The sequence below is a fragment of the Parabacteroides sp. ASF519 genome, assembly GCF_000364265.2.
GTDB classification, from domain to species: Bacteria; Bacteroidota; Bacteroidia; order Bacteroidales; family Tannerellaceae; genus Parabacteroides; species Parabacteroides goldsteinii.
Map to the genome: position 1 here is coordinate 3,746,453 of NZ_AQFV02000006.1, position 22,278 is coordinate 3,768,730.

The 22,278-nt window shown below is 42.6% G+C and carries 20 protein-coding genes and 2 pseudogenes; 12 read left to right on the plus strand and 10 right to left on the minus strand.

The window, feature by feature from the left end; genetic code table 11:
- Position 1: 1 nt before the first annotated feature.
- The 5 genes and pseudogenes from C825_RS14695 to C825_RS14715 all read right to left on the minus strand — a co-directional run bounded on the left by C825_RS14695 (position 2) and on the right by C825_RS14715 (position 5,381).
- Positions 2-703 (minus strand): hypothetical protein, encoded by a 702-nt coding sequence (locus tag C825_RS14695; protein ID WP_010803021.1) that lies wholly within the window; start codon positions 701-703, stop codon positions 2-4.
- A complete protein-coding gene (locus tag C825_RS14700; protein WP_010803022.1) occupies positions 700-2,121 on the minus strand; it encodes a MotA/TolQ/ExbB proton channel family protein in 1,422 nt (473 codons plus the stop codon). The genes C825_RS14695 and C825_RS14700 overlap by 4 nt, the downstream gene beginning before the upstream one ends.
- A 541-nt stretch (positions 2,122-2,662) precedes the next feature.
- A pseudogene (locus C825_RS27870) lies at positions 2,663-3,586 on the minus strand (carboxypeptidase-like regulatory domain-containing protein); the annotation flags it as partial.
- Positions 3,549-3,866: a nitronate monooxygenase gene (locus C825_RS14710; RefSeq protein WP_010803024.1), complete on the minus strand. Its 318-nt coding sequence runs from the start codon at positions 3,864-3,866 to the stop codon at positions 3,549-3,551. The gene C825_RS14710 and the pseudogene C825_RS27870, both read right to left, overlap by 38 nt.
- A 483-nt stretch (positions 3,867-4,349) precedes the next feature.
- Positions 4,350-5,381 (minus strand): AraC family transcriptional regulator, encoded by a 1,032-nt coding sequence (locus C825_RS14715; RefSeq protein ID WP_010803025.1) that lies wholly within the window; start codon positions 5,379-5,381, stop codon positions 4,350-4,352.
- Between the two features lie 105 nt (positions 5,382-5,486).
- Here C825_RS14715 and C825_RS14720 point away from each other — a divergent pair, with 105 nt between their 5' ends.
- The gene (locus C825_RS14720) at positions 5,487-5,864 is read left to right on the plus strand and encodes a DUF6463 family protein (protein WP_010803026.1); all 378 of its coding nucleotides are present in this window, start codon (positions 5,487-5,489) and stop codon (positions 5,862-5,864) included.
- Positions 5,865-6,029: 165 nt separating this feature from the next.
- On the plus strand, positions 6,030-6,248 hold the full coding sequence (locus C825_RS14725; protein WP_010803027.1) for a hypothetical protein: 219 nt from the start codon (positions 6,030-6,032) through the stop codon (positions 6,246-6,248).
- 15 nt (positions 6,249-6,263) lie between these two features.
- On the opposite strand, the gene C825_RS14730 is transcribed toward C825_RS14725, so the two are convergent.
- Together C825_RS14730 and C825_RS14735 are read right to left on the minus strand one after the other, a co-directional pair.
- Positions 6,264-6,884, minus strand: coding sequence for a CatB-related O-acetyltransferase (locus C825_RS14730; protein WP_007656959.1), 621 nt, complete (start codon positions 6,882-6,884; stop codon positions 6,264-6,266).
- On the minus strand, positions 6,881-8,038 hold the full coding sequence (locus C825_RS14735; protein WP_010803028.1) for a 6-bladed beta-propeller: 1,158 nt from the start codon (positions 8,036-8,038) through the stop codon (positions 6,881-6,883). The genes C825_RS14730 and C825_RS14735 overlap by 4 nt, the downstream gene beginning before the upstream one ends.
- Positions 8,039-8,429: 391 nt before the next feature.
- On the opposite strand from C825_RS14735, the gene C825_RS14740 reads away from it, so the two are divergent.
- Both C825_RS14740 and C825_RS14745 read left to right on the plus strand, forming a co-directional pair.
- The gene (locus C825_RS14740; RefSeq protein ID WP_228100027.1) at positions 8,430-9,242 is read left to right on the plus strand and encodes a helix-turn-helix domain-containing protein; all 813 of its coding nucleotides are present in this window, start codon (positions 8,430-8,432) and stop codon (positions 9,240-9,242) included.
- Positions 9,243-9,252: 10 nt separating this feature from the next.
- On the plus strand, positions 9,253-10,107 hold the full coding sequence (locus C825_RS14745; RefSeq protein WP_007656956.1) for an AraC family transcriptional regulator: 855 nt from the start codon (positions 9,253-9,255) through the stop codon (positions 10,105-10,107).
- Between the two features lie 38 nt (positions 10,108-10,145).
- Here C825_RS14745 and C825_RS14750 read toward each other — a convergent pair whose 3' ends face one another.
- The 3 genes and pseudogenes from C825_RS14750 to msrB form a co-directional block, all read right to left on the minus strand.
- Positions 10,146-11,201 (minus strand): Gfo/Idh/MocA family oxidoreductase, encoded by a 1,056-nt coding sequence (locus tag C825_RS14750; RefSeq protein WP_010803030.1) that lies wholly within the window; start codon positions 11,199-11,201, stop codon positions 10,146-10,148.
- 34 nt (positions 11,202-11,235) lie between these two features.
- Entirely contained in the window at positions 11,236-12,432 is a 1,197-nt protein-coding gene (locus C825_RS14755; protein WP_010803031.1) for a DUF4272 domain-containing protein, read from the minus strand.
- Positions 12,433-12,497: 65 nt separating this feature from the next.
- Positions 12,498-12,938, minus strand: a pseudogene (gene msrB / locus C825_RS14760) (peptide-methionine (R)-S-oxide reductase MsrB); the annotation flags it as partial.
- Between the two features lie 339 nt (positions 12,939-13,277).
- Between msrB and C825_RS14765 the strand changes: the two are divergent.
- From C825_RS14765 to C825_RS14800, 8 genes are all read left to right on the plus strand, one after another.
- Positions 13,278-14,336, plus strand: a complete 1,059-nt coding sequence (locus C825_RS14765; protein WP_010803033.1) for a DUF362 domain-containing protein — start codon at positions 13,278-13,280, stop codon at positions 14,334-14,336.
- A 138-nt stretch (positions 14,337-14,474) separates the two neighbouring features.
- A complete protein-coding gene (gene cysQ, locus C825_RS14770; RefSeq protein ID WP_007656950.1) occupies positions 14,475-15,299 on the plus strand; it encodes a 3'(2'),5'-bisphosphate nucleotidase CysQ in 825 nt (274 codons plus the stop codon).
- Between the two features lie 106 nt (positions 15,300-15,405).
- The gene (locus C825_RS14775; RefSeq protein ID WP_007656949.1) at positions 15,406-16,959 is read left to right on the plus strand and encodes an SLC13 family permease; all 1,554 of its coding nucleotides are present in this window, start codon (positions 15,406-15,408) and stop codon (positions 16,957-16,959) included.
- A 23-nt stretch (positions 16,960-16,982) separates the two neighbouring features.
- A complete protein-coding gene (cysC, locus tag C825_RS14780; RefSeq protein ID WP_007656948.1) occupies positions 16,983-17,591 on the plus strand; it encodes an adenylyl-sulfate kinase in 609 nt (202 codons plus the stop codon).
- A 173-nt stretch (positions 17,592-17,764) separates the two neighbouring features.
- Positions 17,765-18,673 carry a sulfate adenylyltransferase subunit CysD gene (gene cysD / locus C825_RS14785; protein ID WP_007656947.1) on the plus strand — a complete coding sequence of 303 codons (909 nt, stop codon included), beginning with the start codon at positions 17,765-17,767 and terminating at the stop codon, positions 18,671-18,673.
- A gap of 35 nt (positions 18,674-18,708) precedes the next feature.
- Complete coding sequence (gene cysN, locus C825_RS14790) at positions 18,709-20,172, plus strand: sulfate adenylyltransferase subunit CysN (protein WP_010803034.1); 1,464 nt, start codon at positions 18,709-18,711, stop codon at positions 20,170-20,172.
- 3 nt (positions 20,173-20,175) lie between these two features.
- Positions 20,176-21,279 carry a cholesterol-responsive sulfotransferase gene (locus tag C825_RS14795; protein WP_007656945.1) on the plus strand — a complete coding sequence of 368 codons (1,104 nt, stop codon included), beginning with the start codon at positions 20,176-20,178 and terminating at the stop codon, positions 21,277-21,279.
- 27 nt (positions 21,280-21,306) lie between these two features.
- Positions 21,307-22,266: a PCMD domain-containing protein gene (locus C825_RS14800; RefSeq protein WP_010803035.1), complete on the plus strand. Its 960-nt coding sequence runs from the start codon at positions 21,307-21,309 to the stop codon at positions 22,264-22,266.
- Positions 22,267-22,278 lie beyond the last annotated feature (12 nt).

Here is a 22,278-nt window from a genome sequence, read left to right on the forward strand (position 1 = left end):
ACTAAATATGCTTTATGTATGGAATGATCTGAATGATGAAAGTCTTATTTTTATCCTCGCCATCAGGTCCATAGCCAGAATATCTACCTTGCCCACCGAAGCCAGAGCCACTAATAAAGACCTCTCCATTAATTTTCTCGACATCTTTCAATATGCCGTTCTCCTGCCAAAGAGCATAAAGACTACGAGCTCTATTATAGCTTAGAGTCTCTGCATCTTTCCAGCCCCTAGCGTCCGCCTGCTCATTCTCAATCTTGGTTGGGTAATTGAGATGTCGAGCTGCTCGTCCTTCTATTACTACCTTAAAAGCGACATTAACGGATTGGTTGAACTTTTCAATAATATCCTCCAACTCATTACCGGCATTTATCAAATCAGCCTGACTTGCGACAGGTATTTTATCATCATTCCTTGCAAAAAGAACATTTACCGTGCACTCAAATCGTTGGTATTTTTCGTTGTAGACAAAATACTCGCTATCAAGGTGTTTTTGAGCATCTAGAAACTCTCGGATAAGATCAATCTGCTTAATGGTATGCTCAATATTGGGGTCACCACCAAGACGGTCAGTAACCTGAATATATCCATACCAAGCAACTATACTGGTTATTATAAACACTATTAGGAAGCCTGACATTAGGTCAGTATAATTTTGCCAAAAATTATGCTGTTCGCCTTCCTCTTTAAAATTTATCTTGCTCATTTGCTGGCTATCCTATTAAGTTGCAACTCAAGTTTCTGCAAGAGTTCAATAGTTTCTCCGATTTGATTAATCTTAATGATCAATGTCTCGATGTTCTCTTGACGTTCAACTAATACCGAAAGTACATTGTCAATCTTCTCATTGGTATCAACGACGGCACCAATACTATCATTGAATGTTTTCACGAGCTTATCTGATGCTTCGTTCTGTCTATGGGCAAGTTTCATTGCATCCTCGAATGACTGAGCAGCACTATCATAATTACCCTTGATATTGGCCACATGATTATCAATGTAGTCATAGCTCTGTTGCAATGCTTGAACGCTATTGGCAACAGCCGTAGACAGTGATTCTACCTGTTGACGAATAATTGCTTGCATATCGGCAATAAGTATTGAAATAGAACTTCTAAATTCAGCCGTAATCTCATTATTCATATCAGTCGCACTTTGCAACATAGATGCATTTGCTGATTGGTAGGTTTGCTTAAGTTCCTCCATCTGCTGCAAACCATCAGCGCCCTGCTGAGTCAAGCGTTGAGCTAGGTCGCCATATTTTTCAATTATACCAGAGAAATCTTCACGTTGCTTTGCACTTATATTCTGAAGAACGCTAGTGGTATCCGCACAAAGCTTATCTACCTGCTGAACAACAGTTGTGGTAACAGAACTCAATCCCTCGTTAGTTCTATCAATCATCTCAGTTACCGATTGCTCCTGTTTTGCTATTAAAGCTGTTGAAGAATCCGATAGTTTCTGGGTAATCTCAGTAAGTATGGTACTAGTCTTCTTAAACTGATCCTCGCCGAAGTCTTGAATCTGTTGCTCAATATTGCCTTGCATCTTAGTAAAGATCTCTTCCATTCTGACAACGAACTTGTTTATGAAGTCTTCAAGAATCTTGCTCTGCTGACTAATGGATTCATTGAGTTTCTGATTATACTCTTCGTCCTTCGCTGCTTTCTGTTTAAGCAACGACACAACTTCTTGGATTGATGCGTGAGTTTGATTAGTATTATTTACTACATCGAACAGACACTCTTCAGGTGTCTTATTCTCAACTTTCTTATCTATTCGTTTTTCTTCAATAGAATACCAAATCTTACATATAGTTGTTGCAATAAACGCAGCAATCAAACCGGCTATTGAAGAGGTGAACGCAGGTATCAACTTCTGAATAATCAGAAGAACATTTAGGCTCTTCATACTATCAATGCCACCCAATGAATTACAGATAGCAACGAAAGTTCCTAAAAGTCCCAACGAAGTAAATAGTCCAGGAAGACTATTTAACAGTTGTCTCGACTTGGTGAATCTGTATATCACTGCAAATATTACAGCAATAGCAAAACTTAAAATAAATACACCAACACCATCAAGAATTGGTGACAAAGCTGACAAGATGCCTTGAAACTCCATACAATATAAGTGTTATACTTGTTTTTTATTATTCTGCAAAATTACTCAAATTAAATTTTATGTTCATTTCTATATGAAAGAATCTTATATAAATGTTTGCTTCGTGTTATTAAACTACTTGTCAATTAAAAATTATCACACTCCTCTCTACGTAAGAGTTACTATGAATAATGAAAGTGATTGAGAATTAGGACTTGAATTGCTATTGTATCTCGTATTTGCTAAACAATTTCATGGTTTAACCATCTGCAAAGTCTTTTATGGGGATTCAAACAGTGCTATTTGCTTAATTTTGCGTACTTTTGCATAGAATTTAGTAACTCTTACGTAGAGTGCAATCAATTTGCTAAACAAGCATCTTTATTTTTACAAGCATTTTAATATCTGAGAATTAGCATTATCTACGACAGAACTATCCAACGAAGCCAAATAGATTTGCATAGTCATTTCTGAATCGTGCCCCATTCCTTCGCTGATAACTGAGATGTCCGGTAAAACCATAGCTCTGACGGTTCACGGGAACAAAAGCCAAGTCGATGCAGGAATCGCCGGCCACATCGAGCGTATCCATTATATAATACTGGTAGTAGTTCACGGCTTGTGTAGAAGATAACGGACTGACGAAACGATTTAGCAAAATAGGGATGTTATTATCGAATATATTGACCGTTTTGAATATCTCTTCCAGATTGGAAGTAATCCCTACACCGTCATCCACCCCGTAGTCAATACCTTGCATACGTTTGGCCTTTACGAGCGTCTTTGCCACTTTGGGACTTTTCCGGTAATATACATCCGACAACTTCTCACGAACGGAGACGGTCAGGATCGGTTTCCCGTTGAACGCCGAGGTATCCACATAATTCTGGATAAATTTGAACTTGTGGAGCAGTTTGTTCTTATCCAGATTGGGTTTGAAGTCATCCAGCGATAAGACCAACTTCTCATATATCTCCGCCTGGTATTTGTCTTTAGACTCAATACGATTTTCATCCTTATGCTCAATTACTTTTTTGATTAGTTCCACTGCCGGATTATTTTTGCGACGGTATTTTTCCCTCTTTGGTTTCACCACGACTTCGGATAGTTGGAACACGGCAGGTTGGAGCAGCAATTCCAGTCCTTCATTCTTTTGTCCTGCTTTTAAAGAGATTGTTTTTGGATTATATTCCAGAGAAGATGCGGAGAGTTTCAAATGTTTTCCTTTATGTTGTAGAGTGAATCTTCCGTTTTCATCGGTTAGCATCCCTATTGTAGTACCTTCAAAATACACGGAAACAAAAGGCAAAGGTTCACCGGAAATGGAATCTTTTACCATACCGGACACCGAGGTTACGTTTTGAGCATGTACCGTAGAAAGAGCAGACGTGGCTGTATGAAACAGGGACAGAAGCATAAAATATCTGATTGCTATTTTCATATCTTCTTTACTGATGTTTCTGATTTTTAAAAGCATCGGCTGCATCACATTCGGTGGTTGTAACAAAGCGGGTTCCCATCTGAATGCTGGAGGTTCCCATTTCCAATATGCGGTACATGTCTTCTCCTGTATAGATACCTCCTGCTTCCACAAAACTATCGGATGCCTTGGCATATAAAAGACTAAGTCCGGTAGCGGAAATAACTCCGATGCCACCTTCGTTGGCTACTGCCGCAGCCAAGCCCGATAAAGAGACACCGACTCCCATTCCTCCCTGAATAATAGGAAGGCGGAGTATTAAATTACCTATTTGCAATGTTCTCATTGAGTGTTTTTTTATTCTTTTTGTCCTTTATGTAGAAATCTGGGGACGAAAGTAGAGAGGGATTTCTGGAATATTATTATCTTCTAACGTAAGTAAGGAACCGCTGTATGCCGAACGGTATGTACTGTTTTACGTAACAGGATTTCAGTATATTCCATTTTGCAGCTATGGAATAACAAGAAAATGATGGGTAGGTATAAAAAAACGAAATGGTCTGCTTTCACAAGCGGGCCATCTCTTATTAACCAAAACCTTAACTATGAAAAAATTTACGTTTTTCAACAGCAAATATACAATTTATTTTTTTATAACCTCATGGAAATATTATTATTTTTCCTCAAAGTCGCATTTTTAACATTTACCATCGTTGCATGTCGATGACTTGGTTTGAGTATCATAAATCAACAGACCTTCTGTTTTGCCAAAAGGAATCACACATGGGGGAGTATCGCTTCAATTTGTGCAATACAGATTTTCATATAATTATTTCATTTTAGTTTTAACAGATTGGTTATTACTATTAAACATGGAAGGACGGTTTCTGAAATGCTTCTTGAAAAACTTATTGAATGCACTCTGGCTTTCAAAACCGAGTAGGAAACCTATCTCTGGCAGAGGGATTCTTTCTTTCAAATATTTTTTTGATAATTCCATGCGTAAATCATTGAGGATTTTTTGATAGGAGGTTCCTTCTGCCTTTAGTTTTCTTTGGATATTGCGTTCACTCATATTGAATTTCTCCGCGACATCTTTTAAAGACAGGCTACTGTTGGAGAGACTGTGCATGAGATAGCGACGGACAGTTCTGGAGAGACTGTTGTTTTGACCGCTTTCATGCATTTGTATTTCATTCATATAATCTTCAAAAATGGCAAGCATTTCTTTATTACCTGTGACGATTGGTAAATCCAGGACTGACTTATTGAAAATAAGGATAAGTTTGTCATGGTTGAATATGACGGGGCAACCCAGGTATTCCTCCAGTTTGTCTTTTGTCCCTTCTTTCTCGTACATGGAATATACGCGTATTGGATGCAGAAACCTTCCTGTAAAACTGTAGGCATATTGAAGGAAAAAGCCGCATTGCATTTCAATCCATTGTTGTGATGCGACCGGGTAGGACTGTTTAAACTGCGAGTCCAGGGATATTTCGAGGGAGAAATTGTTTTCGTCTTCTTTCGTTTCAAATGCGTATATGTTATTAATTGCCGGGTCGAACGGGTTTTCATTCTCAAAAATCTCTCGTACGGTCTTGCTTTGGTTATAGATATTGAAAAAGCTCCCGGTCAGGACGAATGGCAGTAGAAATCCGGTTTCCAGGCCTATTCTGGTATTACCTGTCTTTTTAACGATATGTTCCAGATATACACCCAGTATGTTTGCGTCGATTAGAGATGTCGGATTTTGCAGAATGGCATAATCATACTTTAAGCCTGTTAATATTTCTGAGATTTCTGCTTGTGTCGTTCCGAAGTGCTTTAGAAGCATATTCAATAGACCTGCTGTGATAAACATATATTTGTCGCTTTTGGACAAAAGTATGGCTTAATTTTCAATTGCCAAAAAATTGCAGTATCTATCTTTGCAGCGTGTAAGAGTTAAATATAAAATATGGTGAACATGAAGCTTTGGAAGTATAGCGGAACATTCCTGACATGGACAGGGATTATCCATACAATTTATGCATTCTTTATCGGAAAAGATGCTTTGGATAAAATGTTGGGAGATGGATTGGTCGATTCGGTAAGAGAAGATTATGAGCGTGGTTTTGCCTTTTGGTTCCTGATATGTGGGATTGTACTGATACTTTGGGGGCAGACACTTCAATACTATATAAAGAAAGAGCAAAAGCCGGCTCCTGCGTTTCTGGGTTATTGCATGTTACTTTTTACTGTGGCTGGTTGTATATTTGTTCCGGTTTCCGGTTTTTGGCTTTTCCTCCCGCAGGCTGTTATTATAATTTATTCGAATAGAACATCCAGTACATGGAATGTCTGAAATGCGTGTCTATGGAATAGGACTGTAGCGCCATAAGTTTTTCTCCGGCTTTGTTTGTAGTTTATTTTCCTTGTTTCGTCATCTGAAATGACGTGATTCGTCGAATAAGTCTTTTCCGGGTTGCAATAGAACCTACTTTTGCATTCCAATTTATTATTAATGTGTATGAAAAAATATATTTTGATTTTTCGGACATCCGTAAGAAATAAACAAGATATAAAGCGTATCGAAACGCTTTTCGTCCAATTCCCCCAAATCGACAAATGGCATGTGGACTTGGAGAATTGGGAGAAGGTATTGAGGATAGAATGCCGGGAAATGATTCCGGCTACCATCCTAAACGCATTACAGACTATCCATATTTATGCGAAGGAGCTGGAATAGCATCTGTCGCAAAACCTATAGGTCTGACAACGAGCCGCAGTTTTTCCCCATGATATAAGGTAAAGAACGGCGTATCTTTTCGGTGGGCCAGTCCCACCATTGTAATTCCAGCAACCGGGCGATTGTTTCTTCGTCGAAACGTTTGCGTATTTCCCTGGCCGGTGTTCCGCCTACGATGGTATAAGGAGGAACGTCTTTGGTGACGACTGCCCGTGCTGCTATGACAGCTCCGTCTCCGATATGTACGCCTGCCATGATTACAGCCTCATAACCTATCCATACGTCGTTGCCGACGACGATGTCGCCTTTGTTGTCCCAGGCAGAGGCGACGTCTTTTTTATCCAGGCCCCACTCTTCGAAGAATAGGGGAAATGTATAATTAGACAGGGAATCTAATGTATGGTTGGCACTGTTGAAAAGGAATTTCGCTCCACAGGCGATGGAACAGAACTTCCCGATTATCAACCGGTCTTTATTGATCGGATAATGATATAAGACGTTGTTCTTCTCGAACTGGGTCGGGTCGTTGACAAAATCGTTGTATATCGTATAGTCGCCGACAAGGATATTGGGGTTTGTAATGACTGTGTTCAGATAGATAGTCTGAAAGTCGTTTGTACGTGGATATGTTTTCATTTCTTTTGTTTTACCAGCATAATTACCGGATTATCTTCTTCATCCAACCTCGAGGCTATTTCTTTCAATTTGCCATCTTTCAGTTGGCCTTTCTTGTAAATCTCAACGAGAGGGGAGGCATTTAGACTGGTGACGTTTTCGATTTCGCGATTAATTGATTTCGCAGTCATAGCCACGGTTCTTTTTTCTGCATAGTCATTATTGTATACGGCAACTTGATACAGGTTTTTTTCTTCCTTCTCGTACACCAGTTGATCCGTATAGAATCCGTTACCCTTTTCAAAATTAAATACATTTTTAACGGTTTCCATAAAATAATAACGGTCGGTATGAATACCCATATAAAGAAAAACTTCGGGCTGCATGGTATGCGCAGATGGAGTTCTTACGATAAAGGGGTTTAATGTTCCATCCGGTGCATAGTTATACAATGTGTCGGCTGATGCGTCCATAAGTGTCCATTGGCCGTGGCTCAGGCGTATTTGGTAAGAATAACTTGCCACAAAGTTACTTCCATCGGTCACTATCGGTGCGTTAATCGTTTTAAAAGGAATAAAAATCTCCCGGGTGATGCTTCCGTCCTGTTTGGATAGAATAACATGGTATGCTTTACTTCTGTCCTTTCCTTTATTATGATAATCTGACATATCATAGCAAATCAAATTATTTTTGTCGTAATCAAAAACAGATGAAACTTCCCAGTCCAGGTTCAGACACCGTTTGAATTTTCCGTAAAGGCCGTACACCAGGATTTTATTGCCCGGCGACTTTACGAATATTTCGTCATTGCTTTCATCGAGAATAATCTCGTTAATCCTTGTATATTCTTCCGCTCCTGGGCCTTGCCGGTTTATCTTTCTTACTCCTTTGCCGGTTTTTCTGTCAAAAATAAAAATATCCCCGTCGTTATTCCTGTTTGTTACCAGTAAGCATTTTTTTCCTACATCTTTGACCAAGCCTTGTGTAAGAAACTCGTCGGTGGTTTCCAACGCAATATATTCCACATCCATAAAATCCTGAAGAATCAGTTCCTTTTTAGGATAGCTTTTCGATACGTCGACGGTGATTAAATCATCGGTTGACTGTTTGTTTTCTCCACACCCTGCCAATACCACCAACAGAATGATTGCTAAAAATGTATTCGTTTGTTTCATGGTAACGATTTTTATGTGACAAACATACATAAAATAATCGTCGCATTGTATGTGAACCGAATAAAAATCAAGATAACTCTCTATAACGATTCTTTTTTGTTTAGGATAAAAAGAATGAAAAGAGCTAATGTTTTTTTATTTAGAGGTAGGTGTAAATCGATTTAGACCTACCTCTAAATGAAAATAGACCTACCTCTAAATTTATTTACACCTACCTCTAACAAAAGAATCATTGGATATATGATCAAATGACTTTTAGACGATACTGATAAAAGATTTTGTTTTTCGGAATATGTCTTATTTTTTTAACTAAAGATAAAATCACCCAACATAATAAACTAAAAGACACCTTTTTATGTTTACCCGGAAATTAAATTACAGACAAAAAGACATGATGATGAAAGCAGAAAGAATATTACCTGTTGATTTGTATAATTCCGTATCAACGCCGGAACTGAAGCTCGAAAGTTCGCTGAGAATCCTATATGTAAAAGAGGGTGAAGACTATAAATTGCTACCTCTGGACTCGGGTACCCTGGCCGTAATCTGTACCGGAGGAACTTTTACCTGTAAAGCCTTGCACCATACATACGATGTATCGGCCGGACAACTTTTGCTCGCTGCCAGTGACGACGTGACGGCGGTCGAAGCCTTTCCCAGTTCCCGGTTTTCCGGAATAATTGTTTATGTGTCCGAAGAGCTGTTGATTAACCGTCAGCGTCTCGTGTACCGCGATATTCCTTCCGACGAAATCGAGGAGACAAAAATTTATCTGCACCTTGTCGAATCGCAAATAGAACAGATGAAAGAGATGCGTGCGAAGGTGGTCGAATCTCTCCTGAGAGCTCTGATTATAAATTTACAACAGGGAAAAGCGGTGTCTGACACGCCGAAAACAGAAAATTCACTCTTTTTCCAACAATTTGCGACATTAATTAGTAGATATCACCATTCTCCTGCGTACTTTTACGCAGAGAAATTAGGAATCACTTCGCAAGAGTTGAATATCCGGTGTAAGCAAGGAGCCGGTATCTCTGCGGCCGAGTGGATTAGTGAGTTCGTATTGCTGGAAGCAAAAGACCTGTTATCGAAAACCCGTCTGCGTCCTTCGCAGATTGCAACGATGCTGGGATTTGCCAACCACGACACTTTCTCGCGTTGGTTCCGCAGGCATACCGGGGAGATTCCGACGGAATGGAGATAACACTAAGTATATGAATACGATAGATTTATTATTTGAGAACACAAAGATTAAAGGAAAAGTCATTTTATCAGACTCCTTACATGAAAACAAGGCTTTGCTGAAGGATAAAACCTTGTATAAGTTTATATGGGTTTTGTCCGGTCAACTGGAGCTGGATGTCGACCACCAACCGGTCGTATTGAAAGAAGGCCAGTTACTCACCTTGTCCCATCTGCACCATGTGGACTTTGTACGGGTGGACGGCGAGTATCTGTCTTTGTTGTTCAACAGTAATTTTTATTGTATTTATGGCAACGACCATGAGGTTTCGTGCAACGGGTTGCTGTTTCACGGTTCCTCGCATGTCGTTATCTTTGATTTGTCCGGTGAGGAGCGGCGGAAAATCGCGACGCTGACCGGGATTATGCGTGAAGAATTTGAAAGTCGCGACCATTTGCAGGACGAAATGCTCCGCGTGCTGTTGAAACGCTTTATTATATTATGTACGCGTATCGCAGAAAACAGGCAGGGCGTAAGGAAGGAAAACGGGATGCAGTTTGAGACGATTCGCAAGTTTTATGTTTTGGTCGATACCCATTTCAAAGAAAAGAAACAAGTGCAGGAATATGCCGATATGCTGAATAAGTCGCCCAAGACGCTGGCTAACCTGCTGTCTACCTACCAACAACCTTCGGCCATCCGCGTAATCCATAACCGGGTGCAGGCAGAGGCGGAGCGCTTGCTGCTCTATTCATCCAAAAGCTCCAAAGAGATTGCCCTGATGCTGGGTTTTGAAGACCAGGCCACCTTCAGCCGCTTTTTCAAAAATGCCACCGGATTGAGTACGACTGAGTATCGGAAGAAGAATAAAATCATCAAAGAATAGCGCAACATTTGTTTCTCCCGTTTGCTTATCGGATTGGGTTATAAGTTCTGAACCGATTTTGTCCGGCTGCTTTCCCATGCCGCTTCAATCAGACGGATAACGTCTACCACTTCGCGGGCATCGCTTTCTAAAATGATGCCGTTACGGATATGCTGGTAAATGTTTTCGTAGAAAGCACCGTAATTGCCTGGGAGGCTCGGATATCGTTCGCGTACATTTATAGTATTCTTTTCGGTATGCAGGAGACCCCAGATGGAGGAATCCTCTTCGCCCCAATGAGGGGAGTCGGGCATCAGGCCGTTTGTCAGGTCCTCTTCCTGGCGGTCGAGGCCGTATTTGACGAAAGAACCTTCCGTGCCGTGCAGGATGAAACGCGGCTCACGTTCGCACATCAGGTAGCTGGCTTTCAGGGTGATTCTTACCTCAGGGGCTTTGGAGGGTTTTAGGAGATGGATGATGAAATAATCGTCTACCACACCGTTATCGCGCAAGGTGGCGATGTCGGCAAAGATGGCCTGCGGCATGCCGAACAATTGCACGGCCTGGTCTATCACATGTGTTCCCAGATTGTAAGTCATGCCTCCTCCGGCTTCGCCTGTTTCTTTCCAGGTGCCTTGCTTGATGAAATTGCGGAAACGGGGGAAGGTCGATTCGAACTCGACCAGGCGTCCGAGCAGGTTTTTAGCGAGTATTTCCTTAACGGTCAGGAAATCGCTGTCCCAACGGCGGTTCTGATAAACACTCAATGTTAGTCCTTTTCCGGCGGCGAGGGCGACCAGTTCATTGGCTTTTTCTACCGTTTGGGTAAAAGGTTTTTCTACAATGACATGTTTTCCGGCTTCAAGTGCGCGACGGGCATATTCATAATGGGAACTGTCGGGAGTGTTGACTACGACCAGTTCCAGACCGTCCACTTCCAACAATTCGTCGAAGCTGCGGACGATGCGGGCTTGTGGATACCGTTCGCGGGCCAGGTTTTTGCTTCGTTCGGTGATAGCCGTCAGTTCGAAATGCGGATTCATGCTGATAAACGGGGCATGAAATACCTGTCCTGACATTCCGTAGGCGGCTAATCCTGTTTTAATTTTATTCATAACATATAAGAGTTTGATTGATAAAGCAGCCGAATTATGTATTCGGCTGTATGTGATCCCAATCGGCACCGTTATTCGCTCCGATAATCCAGTTAAAGGCATAATGGCGTTCTATCACGATTCCGCCGTCGATTCCGGTCGGAGCTTTTTGCCCATGAATGCGTGCATCCACACAGGCCCAGTCGTAACGCAATGTAAGGTCTGCTTCATCCAGTATTTCCTTTTCCGGACGCGAATAGCCTTTGGACAATAAGTCCTGCAATCCTTTATGTTGCCAGAAAATAGCAGCCAGGACGGGCACATCGACAATCTCAGACGGATAGGAGAGGTCGTCGACAACACCTGCCGCCCAAAGCAGCACGGCGCAGCATTCGTAACGCCATACGAACTGGATACAGGTTTGCCGTTCGGGTTTGGGGTCATTGATATAGGCTGTTTCTTTTGTCGTAAGGTAAGATTTGGAGCCATACAAATCGTTCATCTTGTTGAAATAAAAGAGAGCTTTTTCGCGGTCCGCATCTTCCGAGAGGATGACTTCCGAATAGACGGCAACGGCAAACAATGCGGCCGCCCGTTCCACCATTTCTTCACGGCTTCTCATCTGCACTTCGCTTTCCAGGACTTCACAAGGCAGTTGTTCCATATAAGGAATGTTTCTTGCTTTGAGCTGGGCGTTTGAACGCAGGCGTCTTTTCATATCGGCAGGCGATTCTTGGGGGCGGTTTCCGTCCAGCAGGTCGGCATTGGCAATCGGGATAAATTCCGTCAACTGGCTTTCGCCTTTGATAGAGAATAGCAATTTGCCTTCCTGGGTATATATCTGCATGCTGGGGTAGAGCAGGAAGCCGTTTACATCGTTCGCAATGGCGAAGAGGCCGTTGATGATATAGCTGGTGCGATCTCCATTGTCGTCGATATCGAAAGTGATACCGGTCACGCAGTTGAATACACGGATTTGCTGTAAAACGTTCTCCTTCAGTTCGACCAGCGGAGTTTCTGCTGAAGAAAAATAGTTTGCCATCCCGGCTGTATGGGAGGCGATAAAATCAGGCTTGTCCTGCCGGTGATTGATATTGAAGGAGATCGTTGAATCGTCTGCAAGGGTTAGGAGGATATTTCCGTTTTCCGGTGTGAACTCTTTTGTCATTTCCTTAAAATGCTCCCGGATGGCTGTTACGATGCGGCCGGGGTCGCCAATGACTGTGTATAGCGTGATATTCGCTTTTTCCATATTTATCTGATTTTATTCTTTTGCGAATATACTGTATTATTTAATTATTAATGATATAATTCGTTTTATTTCTTTTTGAGCAGTGGAATATAATCGGCATATCCTTCCTCTTTCATCTTTTCCTTTGGGATAAATTTCAGGGAGGCGCTGTTGATACAATAACGTAATCCTCCTTTGGCGATAGGGCCGTCATTGAACACATGTCCCAGGTGTGCGTCTCCTGTTTTGCTGCGTACCTCCGTCCGGTTCATGCCATAAGATTTGTCTGATTTCTCCATAATCAAACTTTTATCTATCGGCTTTGAAAAGCTGGGCCAGCCACAGCCGGAGTCGAATTTATCCGTCGAAATGAATAATGGCTCGCCGGTTGTGATATCTACGTAGATGCCTTCCCGTTTTTCGTTCCAGTATTCATTCTTGAATGCCCGTTCCGTTGCATTCTGTTGTGTTACTGCATACTGTTCTGCTGTGAGTTTCGAACGTAGTGTTACGTCGTCCGGCTTTTCGAATTTCTTTTCCGAGGCAGTCTTATCGTTTGTATTCATGTCTGTTTTTTTTGATAGTTGATTACTCCTTGTTACTTGTGCCATTACTATCACGTTTGTCAATAGCAAAGCGGCAGTTAATATAAAACTCTTCATATCTGATATTTGTTTATATGGATTTATTTCTTTTCGAGTTTAGTTCGTCATAACATGAAATACTGGCACAAATTAAGAAACTTTTTCTTGATAAATTTGAACGTCATTGAAAAACTGTAATTCAGGTATATTTATCCGTAATGTGTATACAATATAATAGGTTGCATCCGAATACATTTGTAACAGAATAAAAATGTATAGATTATGGGTGAAAAAAAGAAGGTATCACAGATTACGAGGCGTGGTTTTATTAAAACATCGGTAGTAGCCGGAGGTGCTTTATTGGCATCCAATTTGGTTCCGTTAGCTGCATGTTCCACCAATAACGGACAGGGAGAAGAACCCGGAGAAAATGGAGGAACAACAAATAATCCGTCAGGTGAAGCAGCGGCAGTTTATATGTTAACAGAGATTTCTCCGGCTAGTTTGCTGCGGATCTATGAAGCACTAGGGCGTTCAGCTTCAGGTAAAGTTGCCGTGAAACTGAGTACGGGAGAACCCGGCGGGCATAATTTCCTGCAACCGGCACTTATCAGCGATCTGGTGCGGAAAGTAAACGGAACTATCATTGAATGTAATACAGCTTATGCCGGCGGGCGTTCCAATACGGAAGCCCACCTGAAAGCAGCGGCAGATCATGGTTTTACAGCTATTGCAGATGTCGATATCATGGACTCGGAAGGGGAGATCAGTCTGCCGGTGAAAGGGGGAAAACATCTTACAGAGGATATTGTAGGTTCCCATTACACCAATTATGACTTTACGGTTGTTCTATCCCATTTCAAAGGACATGCCATGGGCGGCTTCGGCGGAGCGATAAAGAATATATCTATCGGTATTGCTTCGGCTTCCGGAAAGGCGTGGATACACTCAGCCGGTAAAAACAGAAATGCGGAAGAGATGTGGAGACAATTGCCTGAACAGGATATTTTTCTGGAATCGATGGCTGAAGCTGCCAAAGCGGTAGTTGATCATTGTGGTGATAAGATACTTTATATCAGTGTGATGAATAATTTATCGGTGGATTGCGATTGCGATTCGCATCCGGAAGATCCGCAAATGGCAGATATCGGTATCCTGGCCTCATTGGATCCGGTAGCATTGGATAAAGCCTGTGTGGACATGGTGTATAGTTCACCTGATGAAGGACGGAGTCGCTTGATCGAACGGATGGAGTCGCGCCACGGCATTCATACACTTGAACATGCAGAAGCAATCGGTATCGGTAGTCAGAAGTATAATTTAATCAGACTGGATGTATAAAAAGGAGTTTTGCATCAGGTCAAAAAGACGCCATTTATATCTTTATAGGTATGATCGCTTGAAATAAATCAGTTTGAGAACGTTTTTGTTTGAAAAAAATAGTATATTTGTATATTCACAACCTAATAGATATGAGTGATGATGAACTATTCGAACTATCTTTACATTGCTATCCGGGCAGCGATAGATGCCGGTAAAGCTATCATGGATATTTATACAGATCCTGCATCTGATTTTGAAATTGAACGCAAAGCTGATAATTCTCCGCTAACAAAAGCAGACAAAGCTGCTCATAAGCTGATAATGAATGTCCTTTCCGTGACCCCGTATCCGATATTGAGCGAGGAAGGGAAGGATATTCCGCATGCTGAACGGGCTGCCTGGGAAACTTTCTGGCTGGTTGATCCGCTGGACGGAACCAAGGAGTTTATTAAAAAGAACGGTGAGTTTACTGTAAATATCGCTTTGATTCAAAAGGGAGTCCCTGTATTGGGAGTTATTTATGTGCCTGTGCGGAAAGAACTCTATTTTTCGGCTGACTCTGTAGGAGCTTATAAGTTGATTGCAGATTGTGACCTGCAACCTTCTATGGATGAGATTATGCAAAAGGCTACGCGACTGCCTGTATCTATGGGACATCAGGGTATTGTCGTTGTCGCTTCCCGTTCGCATCAGAGTCCGGAGACGACCGATTTTATAGAGAATCTGCGGAAACAAGGACAGCCTGTTACCTTGATCAGTAGCGGTAGTAGCCTGAAAATCTGTCTGGTGGCAGAAGGAAGTGCGGATATTTATCCCCGTTTTGCACCGACAATGGAATGGGACACAGCTGCCGGTCATGCGATCGCAAGAGGGGCCGGATGTGACGTATTCCACATAGATGGCCGAACTCCGTTGAAATACAATAAGAAGGATTTGCACAACCCCTGGTTTATCGTGAAACCTCTTTCTTCCATTTGCTGATTATTTTGGTCAAAAGGATTAAAATAGGTTTTTTGCGTACGAATAACGTTAATTTTCTTATTACATTTGCACCTTATCTGAGAAATTTAGACAGATTAGGAACGCGATGAACTTCGAAATATTATTTGTATTGCTAGCCTTGGCCGGAATGGTTGCGGCATTGATATGGGATAGGATGCGACCGGGAATGGTATTACTGACTGTTGTAGTATTATTCCTGGTCGTAGGAATATTGTCTCCAAAAGAAATGTTGGAGGGATTCAGTAACAAAGGGATGATAACCGTCGGCATGCTCTTTTTGGTGAGTGAAGGAATCCGGCAGAGCGGGGCGCTCGGGCAAGTTATCAAGAAACTGCTTCCGGAAGGAAAAACTACCGTTTTAAAGGCCCAGGTCCGGATGTTGCCTCCTATTGCATTTATTTCTGCCTTTCTTAATAATACTCCGGTAGTTGTTATTTTTGCCCCGATCATCAAACGATGGGCTGAGTCGGTAAAACTTCCGGCTACCAAATTTCTTATACCTCTTTCTTATGTAACCATATTAGGCGGTATTTGTACGCTGATCGGAACCTCCACCAACCTGGTTGTTCATGGTATGGTTATTGAAGCCGGCTACGAGGGGTTCACTATGTTTGAACTCGGAAAAGTCGGCATTTTTATTGCCATAGCCGGTATCCTGTATCTGTTTGTATTCTCCAATAAGTTATTGCCCGATTCCCGTCAGGATAATTATGTGGACGATGGGGAAGAAGAGAGTCCGGGAAACCTGCATCGGGTGGAAGCTGTATTGGGTTCCCGTTTTCCCGGTATCAATAAGACATTGGGAGAGTTTAATTTTGCTCGCCATTACGGTGCTATCGTAAAGGAAGTGAAAAGTGGGGGAGAACGTTTCACTCATGATCTGGATAAGGTTACTTTGCATGAAGGCGATACACTGGTACTTTGGGCCGATGATTCGTTTATTCCGACGTGGGGAGAATCGAGTGTCTTCCTGATGCTTGCCAATGGTAATGAAAATACTGAACCGGTATCGAAAAAGAAACGTTGGCTGGCACTGGGGTTACTTATCTTTATGATTGTAGGGGCTACAGTTGGCGAATTGCCGGCCGTGAAAGAAGCCATTCCGGGGATGCGTCTGGATATGTTCTTTTTCGTTTGCATCACTACTATTATTATGGCTTGGACGAAGATATTTCCTCCGAAGAAATATACCAAATATATATCCTGGGATATTCTGATTACAATCGCTTGTGCGTTTGCTATCAGTAAGGCGATGGAAAATTCCGGTTTTGCAGCCTTGGTAGCCAGCTATATCATTAGTATGGCTGACAATCTCGGGCCGTATGCTCTGCTTGCCATTATTTTTATCATAACAAATATTTTTACCGAACTGATAACGAACAATGCGGCAGCGGCCTTGAGTTTTCCGATAGCATTGTCGGTCGCTACACAGTTGGGAGTAAACCCGACACCATTCTTTGTGGTGATTTGTATGGCGGCGTCAGCCAGTTTCAGTTCTCCGATCGGTTATCAGACGAATCTGATCGTACAAGGTATCGGTAGTTATAAGTTTACGGATTTCGTCCGTGTGGGATTGCCGTTGAACCTGATTACGTTTTTGATTTCCGTGTTCGTGATACCGATGATCTGGGAGTTTTAATATAAAAGGTAATAAGAAATAAAATGAATAATACACAGCCGAATAATATATATCCGATTTTCGACCGTATGTTGGGAAGAGAGGATAAAGAGGCGCTTTTGAAACAACGTAGTGTGATGGTTTGGTTTACCGGGCTGAGTGGTTCCGGTAAAAGTACGATTGCCATTGCTTTGGAGCGTGAGTTGCATAAGCGCGGTCTGTTATGCCGTATTCTGGATGGCGATAATATCCGTAGCGGTATCAATAACAATTTGGGATTTTCTGCGGAAGACCGGGTGGAGAATATCCGTCGTATTGCGGAAGTAAGCAAACTATTTATTGACACCGGTGTTATAACTATAGCGGCTTTTATCAGTCCGAACAATGAGTTAAGGGAGATGGCTTCTACGATTATCGGAAAAGATAATTTCCTGGAAATTTATGTGAATACGCCGATCGAAGAATGTGAGCGGCGTGACGTAAAAGGATTGTATGCAAAAGCCCGCAAGGGAGAGATCAAAGATTTTACAGGCGTTTCGGCCCCATTCGAAGCACCGGAGCATCCGGCTTTGTCATTGGATACCTCGGTGTTGAGCCTCGAAGAGTCGGTAAATAAATTATTGGAATTGATATTGCCTAAAGTGAAAGTATAGAAAGAAATGAGCTATCCCGTTCCCGTGCTTGATACGGGATCGCAAAGGCACAGACCGTATCCTATATGTATCTTTTGATATTGCTGGTTCTTCTGCGGCCCCGTGTCAAGCACGGGGACAAGATAGCTCACATCTGATAAACATTGAAACAATAAATATAACAAATATAAACTATGTCAGATTACAAATTAAGCCATCTACAGGAGCTGGAAGCAGAATCTATCCATATCATACGGGAGGTTGCTGCTGAATTTGAAAATCCTGTGATGCTTTATTCTATCGGTAAAGACTCATCGGTGATGGTCCGGTTGGCAGAAAAAGCCTTTGCTCCGGGAAAAGTGCCGTTTCCTTTGATGCACATTGATTCTAAATGGAAGTTTAAGGAAATGGTTCAGTTCCGTGATGAATATGCAAAAAAGTTCGGATGGAACCTGATCGTTGAATCAAATATGGAAGCATTTCATGCCGGTGTAGGACCTTTTACGCATGGTAGCAAGGTACATACCGACCTGATGAAAACACAGGCGTTGTTGCATGCCCTCGACAAATATAAGTTTGATGCCGCTTTTGGTGGCGCCCGCCGTGACGAGGAAAAGAGTCGTGCCAAAGAACGTATTTATTCGTTCCGCGACAAGTTCCATCAATGGGACCCGAAGAACCAGCGTCCAGAATTATGGGACATTTACAATGCTCGTGTCCATAAAGGTGAAAGTATCCGTGTCTTTCCGTTATCCAACTGGACTGAACTGGATATCTGGCAGTATATCCGCCTGGAGAATATTCCGATCGTTCCTTTATATTATGCCAAGGAACGCCCTATCGTTGAACTCGACGGTAATCTGATCATGGCTGACGACGACCGTTTGCCGGAACAGTATCGCGACCAGATCAAAATGCGTATGGTCCGTTTCCGTACACTCGGATGTTGGCCTTTGACCGGAGCGGTAGACAGCGATGCCGATACAATCGAAAAGATCGTGGAAGAGATGATGACAACCACCAAAAGCGAACGCACCACTCGTGTAATCGACTTTGACCAGGATGCCAGCATGGAACAGAAGAAACGGGAAGGATATTTTTAATTTTCAATTCTCCATTTTCAATTTTGAATTAAATTATGGCAACATTAAATATAAAAGAATTCCTGGACAGGGACGAACAGAAAGATTTGCTTCGTTTCCTGACGGCAGGTTCGGTAGATGACGGTAAATCGACCTTAATCGGACGTCTGCTGTTCGACAGTAAAAAGATATATGAAGACCAGCTGGATGCCCTTGAACGTGACAGTAAACGTATGGGAAATGCCGGCGACCATATCGATTATGCCTTATTGCTTGACGGCTTGAAGGCCGAACGTGAACAAGGTATTACGATCGACGTGGCTTACCGTTATTTCAGTACGAACAACCGTAAGTTTATCATCGCCGATACTCCGGGACATGAACAATATACCCGTAACATGATAACCGGCGGTTCGACTGCCAACCTGGCTATTATCCTGGTAGATGCCCGTACCGGTGTAATTACGCAGACCCGCCGCCACACTTATCTGGTTTCTTTGCTGGGGATCAAACATGTGGTACTGGCTGTGAATAAAATGGACTTGGTCGACTTCGACAAACAAATATTCGATAAGATTGTCGCTGATTATAAGGCGTTCGTGAAATCCTTGAATATTCCGGATATCACTTATATCCCGCTTTCTGCTTTGGATGGCGATAATGTGGTGGATAAGAGCGACCGCACTCCCTGGTATGAAGGACCGTCTCTGTTGGATTTCCTGGAAACAGTGCCAATCGACCAGGATCGTAATTTCGAAGATTTCCGTTATCCGGTACAATATGTATTGCGTCCGAACCTGGACTTCCGTGGCTTCTGCGGTAAGGTCTCCAGCGGTATCATCCGTAAAGGAGATACGGTGATGGCTTTGCCTTCACGCAAAACATCGAAAGTGAAAAGTATCGTTACTTACGATGGCGAATTGGATTATGCTTTCCCTCCCCAGTGCGTTACCATTACTCTGGAAGACGAAATCGACGTTTCCCGTGGCGAAATGCTGGTACATCCGGATAATCTGCCGATGGAAGACCGTAACTTCGAATCGATGCTGGTCTGGATGGATGAAGAACCGATGGATATGTCCAAACAGTTCTATATCAAGCATACGACCAACCTGACCCGTGCACGTGTGGACAGTATCCGTTATAAGGTGAATGTCAATACAATGGAGCAGTTGTCGGTTGAGAACGGACAGTTGACTGCCGATAGTTTGCCGATGAAACTGAATGAGATCGCCCGTGTTGTGTTTACGACCGGAAAAGAACTGTTCTTTGACCCTTATCAGAAGAATAAACAGACGGGAGCCTTTATCCTGATCGACCCGATTACCAACAACACGTCGGCTGTCGGAATGATTATCGACCGGGTGGATGCCAAAGATATGGTGACAGAGGATGCTCTGGCTGTATTGAACCTGCCGGAACTCGGAATAGGCGAAGAACATTATGAGGCGATTCGTACGGTATGTGAAGAATTAGGACGTCAGGGCGTTCCTGTGAAATGTATAACTGAAAAGAAATAACTTATGGGGTTGCTGGAATTTGATAAATTGCCAATCAATACGCTGGTTGGTGCGGACTGGAAGACGTTTAAGGCTGTGACAGCCGATAAAACGATCGACAAAGGTTTTCGAAACAAGTATTATCTGACAAAATCGGTATGCCGCCTGCTTAGTTTACTGCAACCTTTAGAAGACGCCCGTTATCGTAAAATAGCGGATAAACCGTTGGAGATGGACCCGGTGTTCATACTGGGTCATTGGCGTAGCGGTACGACATTCGTACACAATGTATTTTCGTGCGACAAGCATTTCGGATACAACACCACGTATCAGACGGTATTCCCGAACCTGATGCTTTGGGGACAACCTTTCTTTAAGAAGAATATGTCATTCCTGATGCCCGACAAACGTCCGACCGACAATATGGAACTGAAGGTCGACCTTCCGCAGGAAGAAGAGTTTGCTTTGGCGAACATGATGCCGTATACTTATTATAATTTTTGGTTTTTCCCGAAACACATGCTGGAATATTGCGACCGGTATCTGTTGTTCGACAATACGACCGAGCACGAATTGAAAGTGTTTAAGGAAACTTTCCTGAAACTTGTCAAGATATCGCTCTGGAATACACACGGCTCACAGTTCCTGAGTAAGAACCCGCCGCATACCGGACGTGTGAAAACATTGTTGGAAATGTTTCCGAATGCCAAATTCATTTATCTGAAGCGTAATCCTTATACCGTATTTGAGAGTACACGCAGTTTCTTTACAAATACGATACAACCGCTTCGTTTGCAAGATATCACTAATGAACAGATTGAAAGCAATCTTATTGAAGTATATCGCCGCTTGTTCTACAAGTTTGAAGAGCAGAAAGGGCTTATCCCTGAAGGGAACCTGGTAGAAGTGAAATTCGAAGATTTCGAACAGGATGCTTTTGCGATGACCGAAGATATTTATCGCAAATTAAACCTGCCGGGATTTGAATCGTCTAAAGCCGAGATAGAGAAATATCTGGGAAAGAAGAAGGGATATAAAAAGAACCAGTACAAATACGACGACCGTACAGTACAGATCGTTGAAGAGAACTGGGGAATGGCTCTCAAGGAGTGGGGATATTCTTTATGATATTCTTTCAACTTTTAAGCAAAGCTTATGAATTATATAAAGAATATATTGTTATTTTTGTTTGCGGGCAGTCAGTTGTCGACTATCGCCGGACAGGAGAAGGTTGTGCCTTTTGCGTTTGGTGATATGGATCAATGGGTTGTCCGTGAAATCCAGGAGTCTGGAATTATAGGTGGAAATAAGAAGCATCTCTATGAGGTGGGACCGACGGATACGATTGTCGGCAATACCGCTTATCACAACCGGGGAGGTTCGCCGTGGGCGAATTCCAATGTGATGGCGAAAGTGGCCGGAGTAGTGAAGACGAATACATCTGTTTTTCCGGAAAGGAGAGGAGATGGCTGGTGTGCCCGCCTGGAAACACGTATGGAAAGTGTAAAGGTTTTTGGCCTGGTCGATATTGAAGTGGTTGCGGCCGGTTCTGTCTTCCTGGGTTCGGTTCATGAACCGATCAAGGGGACAAAGAATCCTCAGGCTATGCTGAACAGCGGTGTTCCTTTTACAAAGAAACCGACGGCAATCCGTTTCGATTATAAGGTAAAGGCAGCACCCGAAAAAGACCGTATCCGCAGTACAGGATTCAGCCGTAAGTCGAAAGTGGCCGGGCAGGATTCTATCGCAGCGATTTTGTTTTTGCAGAAACGCTGGGAAGATAAGGAAGGTAATATATATGCTAAAAGGGTAGGAACGATGGTTCAACGTTATGTCTCATCGACAGATGGTTGGGTGAACGACGCTACTTATCCGATTATGTATGGCAATATATCCGGCCATGCGGATTACAAACCATACATGTGCATACAGGTAGAGGAACGTTATGCAACGAACAGCCAGGGCGAGAGCGTCCCGGTAAAGGAGATCGGCTGGGCAGAGGAAGGAGACGAACCTACACATATGGTTTTACAGTTTACTTCCAGCCATGGAGGCGCCTATATCGGTTCTCCCGGCAATACGTTCTGGATTGATAATGTAAAACTGGTATATTAATTTTCAATTATA

Bases quoted from the DNA above. Each gene is read 5' to 3' on its own strand.
- C825_RS14695 (WP_010803021.1), bottom strand. From the start codon at position 703: ATGAGCAAGATAAATTTTAAAGAGGAAGGCGAACAGCATAATTTTTGG.
- C825_RS14700 (WP_010803022.1), bottom strand. From the start codon at position 2,121: ATGGAGTTTCAAGGCATCTTGTCAGCTTTGTCACCAATTCTTGATGGT.
- C825_RS14710 (WP_010803024.1), bottom strand. From the start codon at position 3,866: ATGAGAACATTGCAAATAGGTAATTTAATACTCCGCCTTCCTATTATT.
- C825_RS14715 (WP_010803025.1), bottom strand. From the start codon at position 5,381: ATGTTTATCACAGCAGGTCTATTGAATATGCTTCTAAAGCACTTCGGA.
- C825_RS14720 (WP_010803026.1), top strand. From the start codon at position 5,487: ATGAAGCTTTGGAAGTATAGCGGAACATTCCTGACATGGACAGGGATT.
- C825_RS14725 (WP_010803027.1), top strand. From the start codon at position 6,030: ATGAAAAAATATATTTTGATTTTTCGGACATCCGTAAGAAATAAACAA.
- C825_RS14730 (WP_007656959.1), bottom strand. From the start codon at position 6,884: ATGAAAACATATCCACGTACAAACGACTTTCAGACTATCTATCTGAAC.
- C825_RS14735 (WP_010803028.1), bottom strand. From the start codon at position 8,038: ATGAAACAAACGAATACATTTTTAGCAATCATTCTGTTGGTGGTATTG.
- C825_RS14740 (WP_228100027.1), top strand. From the start codon at position 8,430: ATGATGATGAAAGCAGAAAGAATATTACCTGTTGATTTGTATAATTCC.
- C825_RS14745 (WP_007656956.1), top strand. From the start codon at position 9,253: ATGAATACGATAGATTTATTATTTGAGAACACAAAGATTAAAGGAAAA.
- C825_RS14750 (WP_010803030.1), bottom strand. From the start codon at position 11,201: ATGAATAAAATTAAAACAGGATTAGCCGCCTACGGAATGTCAGGACAG.
- C825_RS14755 (WP_010803031.1), bottom strand. From the start codon at position 12,432: ATGGAAAAAGCGAATATCACGCTATACACAGTCATTGGCGACCCCGGC.
- C825_RS14765 (WP_010803033.1), top strand. From the start codon at position 13,278: ATGGGTGAAAAAAAGAAGGTATCACAGATTACGAGGCGTGGTTTTATT.
- cysQ (WP_007656950.1), top strand. From the start codon at position 14,475: ATGATGAACTATTCGAACTATCTTTACATTGCTATCCGGGCAGCGATA.
- C825_RS14775 (WP_007656949.1), top strand. From the start codon at position 15,406: ATGAACTTCGAAATATTATTTGTATTGCTAGCCTTGGCCGGAATGGTT.
- cysC (WP_007656948.1), top strand. From the start codon at position 16,983: ATGAATAATACACAGCCGAATAATATATATCCGATTTTCGACCGTATG.
- cysD (WP_007656947.1), top strand. From the start codon at position 17,765: ATGTCAGATTACAAATTAAGCCATCTACAGGAGCTGGAAGCAGAATCT.
- cysN (WP_010803034.1), top strand. From the start codon at position 18,709: ATGGCAACATTAAATATAAAAGAATTCCTGGACAGGGACGAACAGAAA.
- C825_RS14795 (WP_007656945.1), top strand. From the start codon at position 20,176: ATGGGGTTGCTGGAATTTGATAAATTGCCAATCAATACGCTGGTTGGT.
- C825_RS14800 (WP_010803035.1), top strand. From the start codon at position 21,307: ATGAATTATATAAAGAATATATTGTTATTTTTGTTTGCGGGCAGTCAG.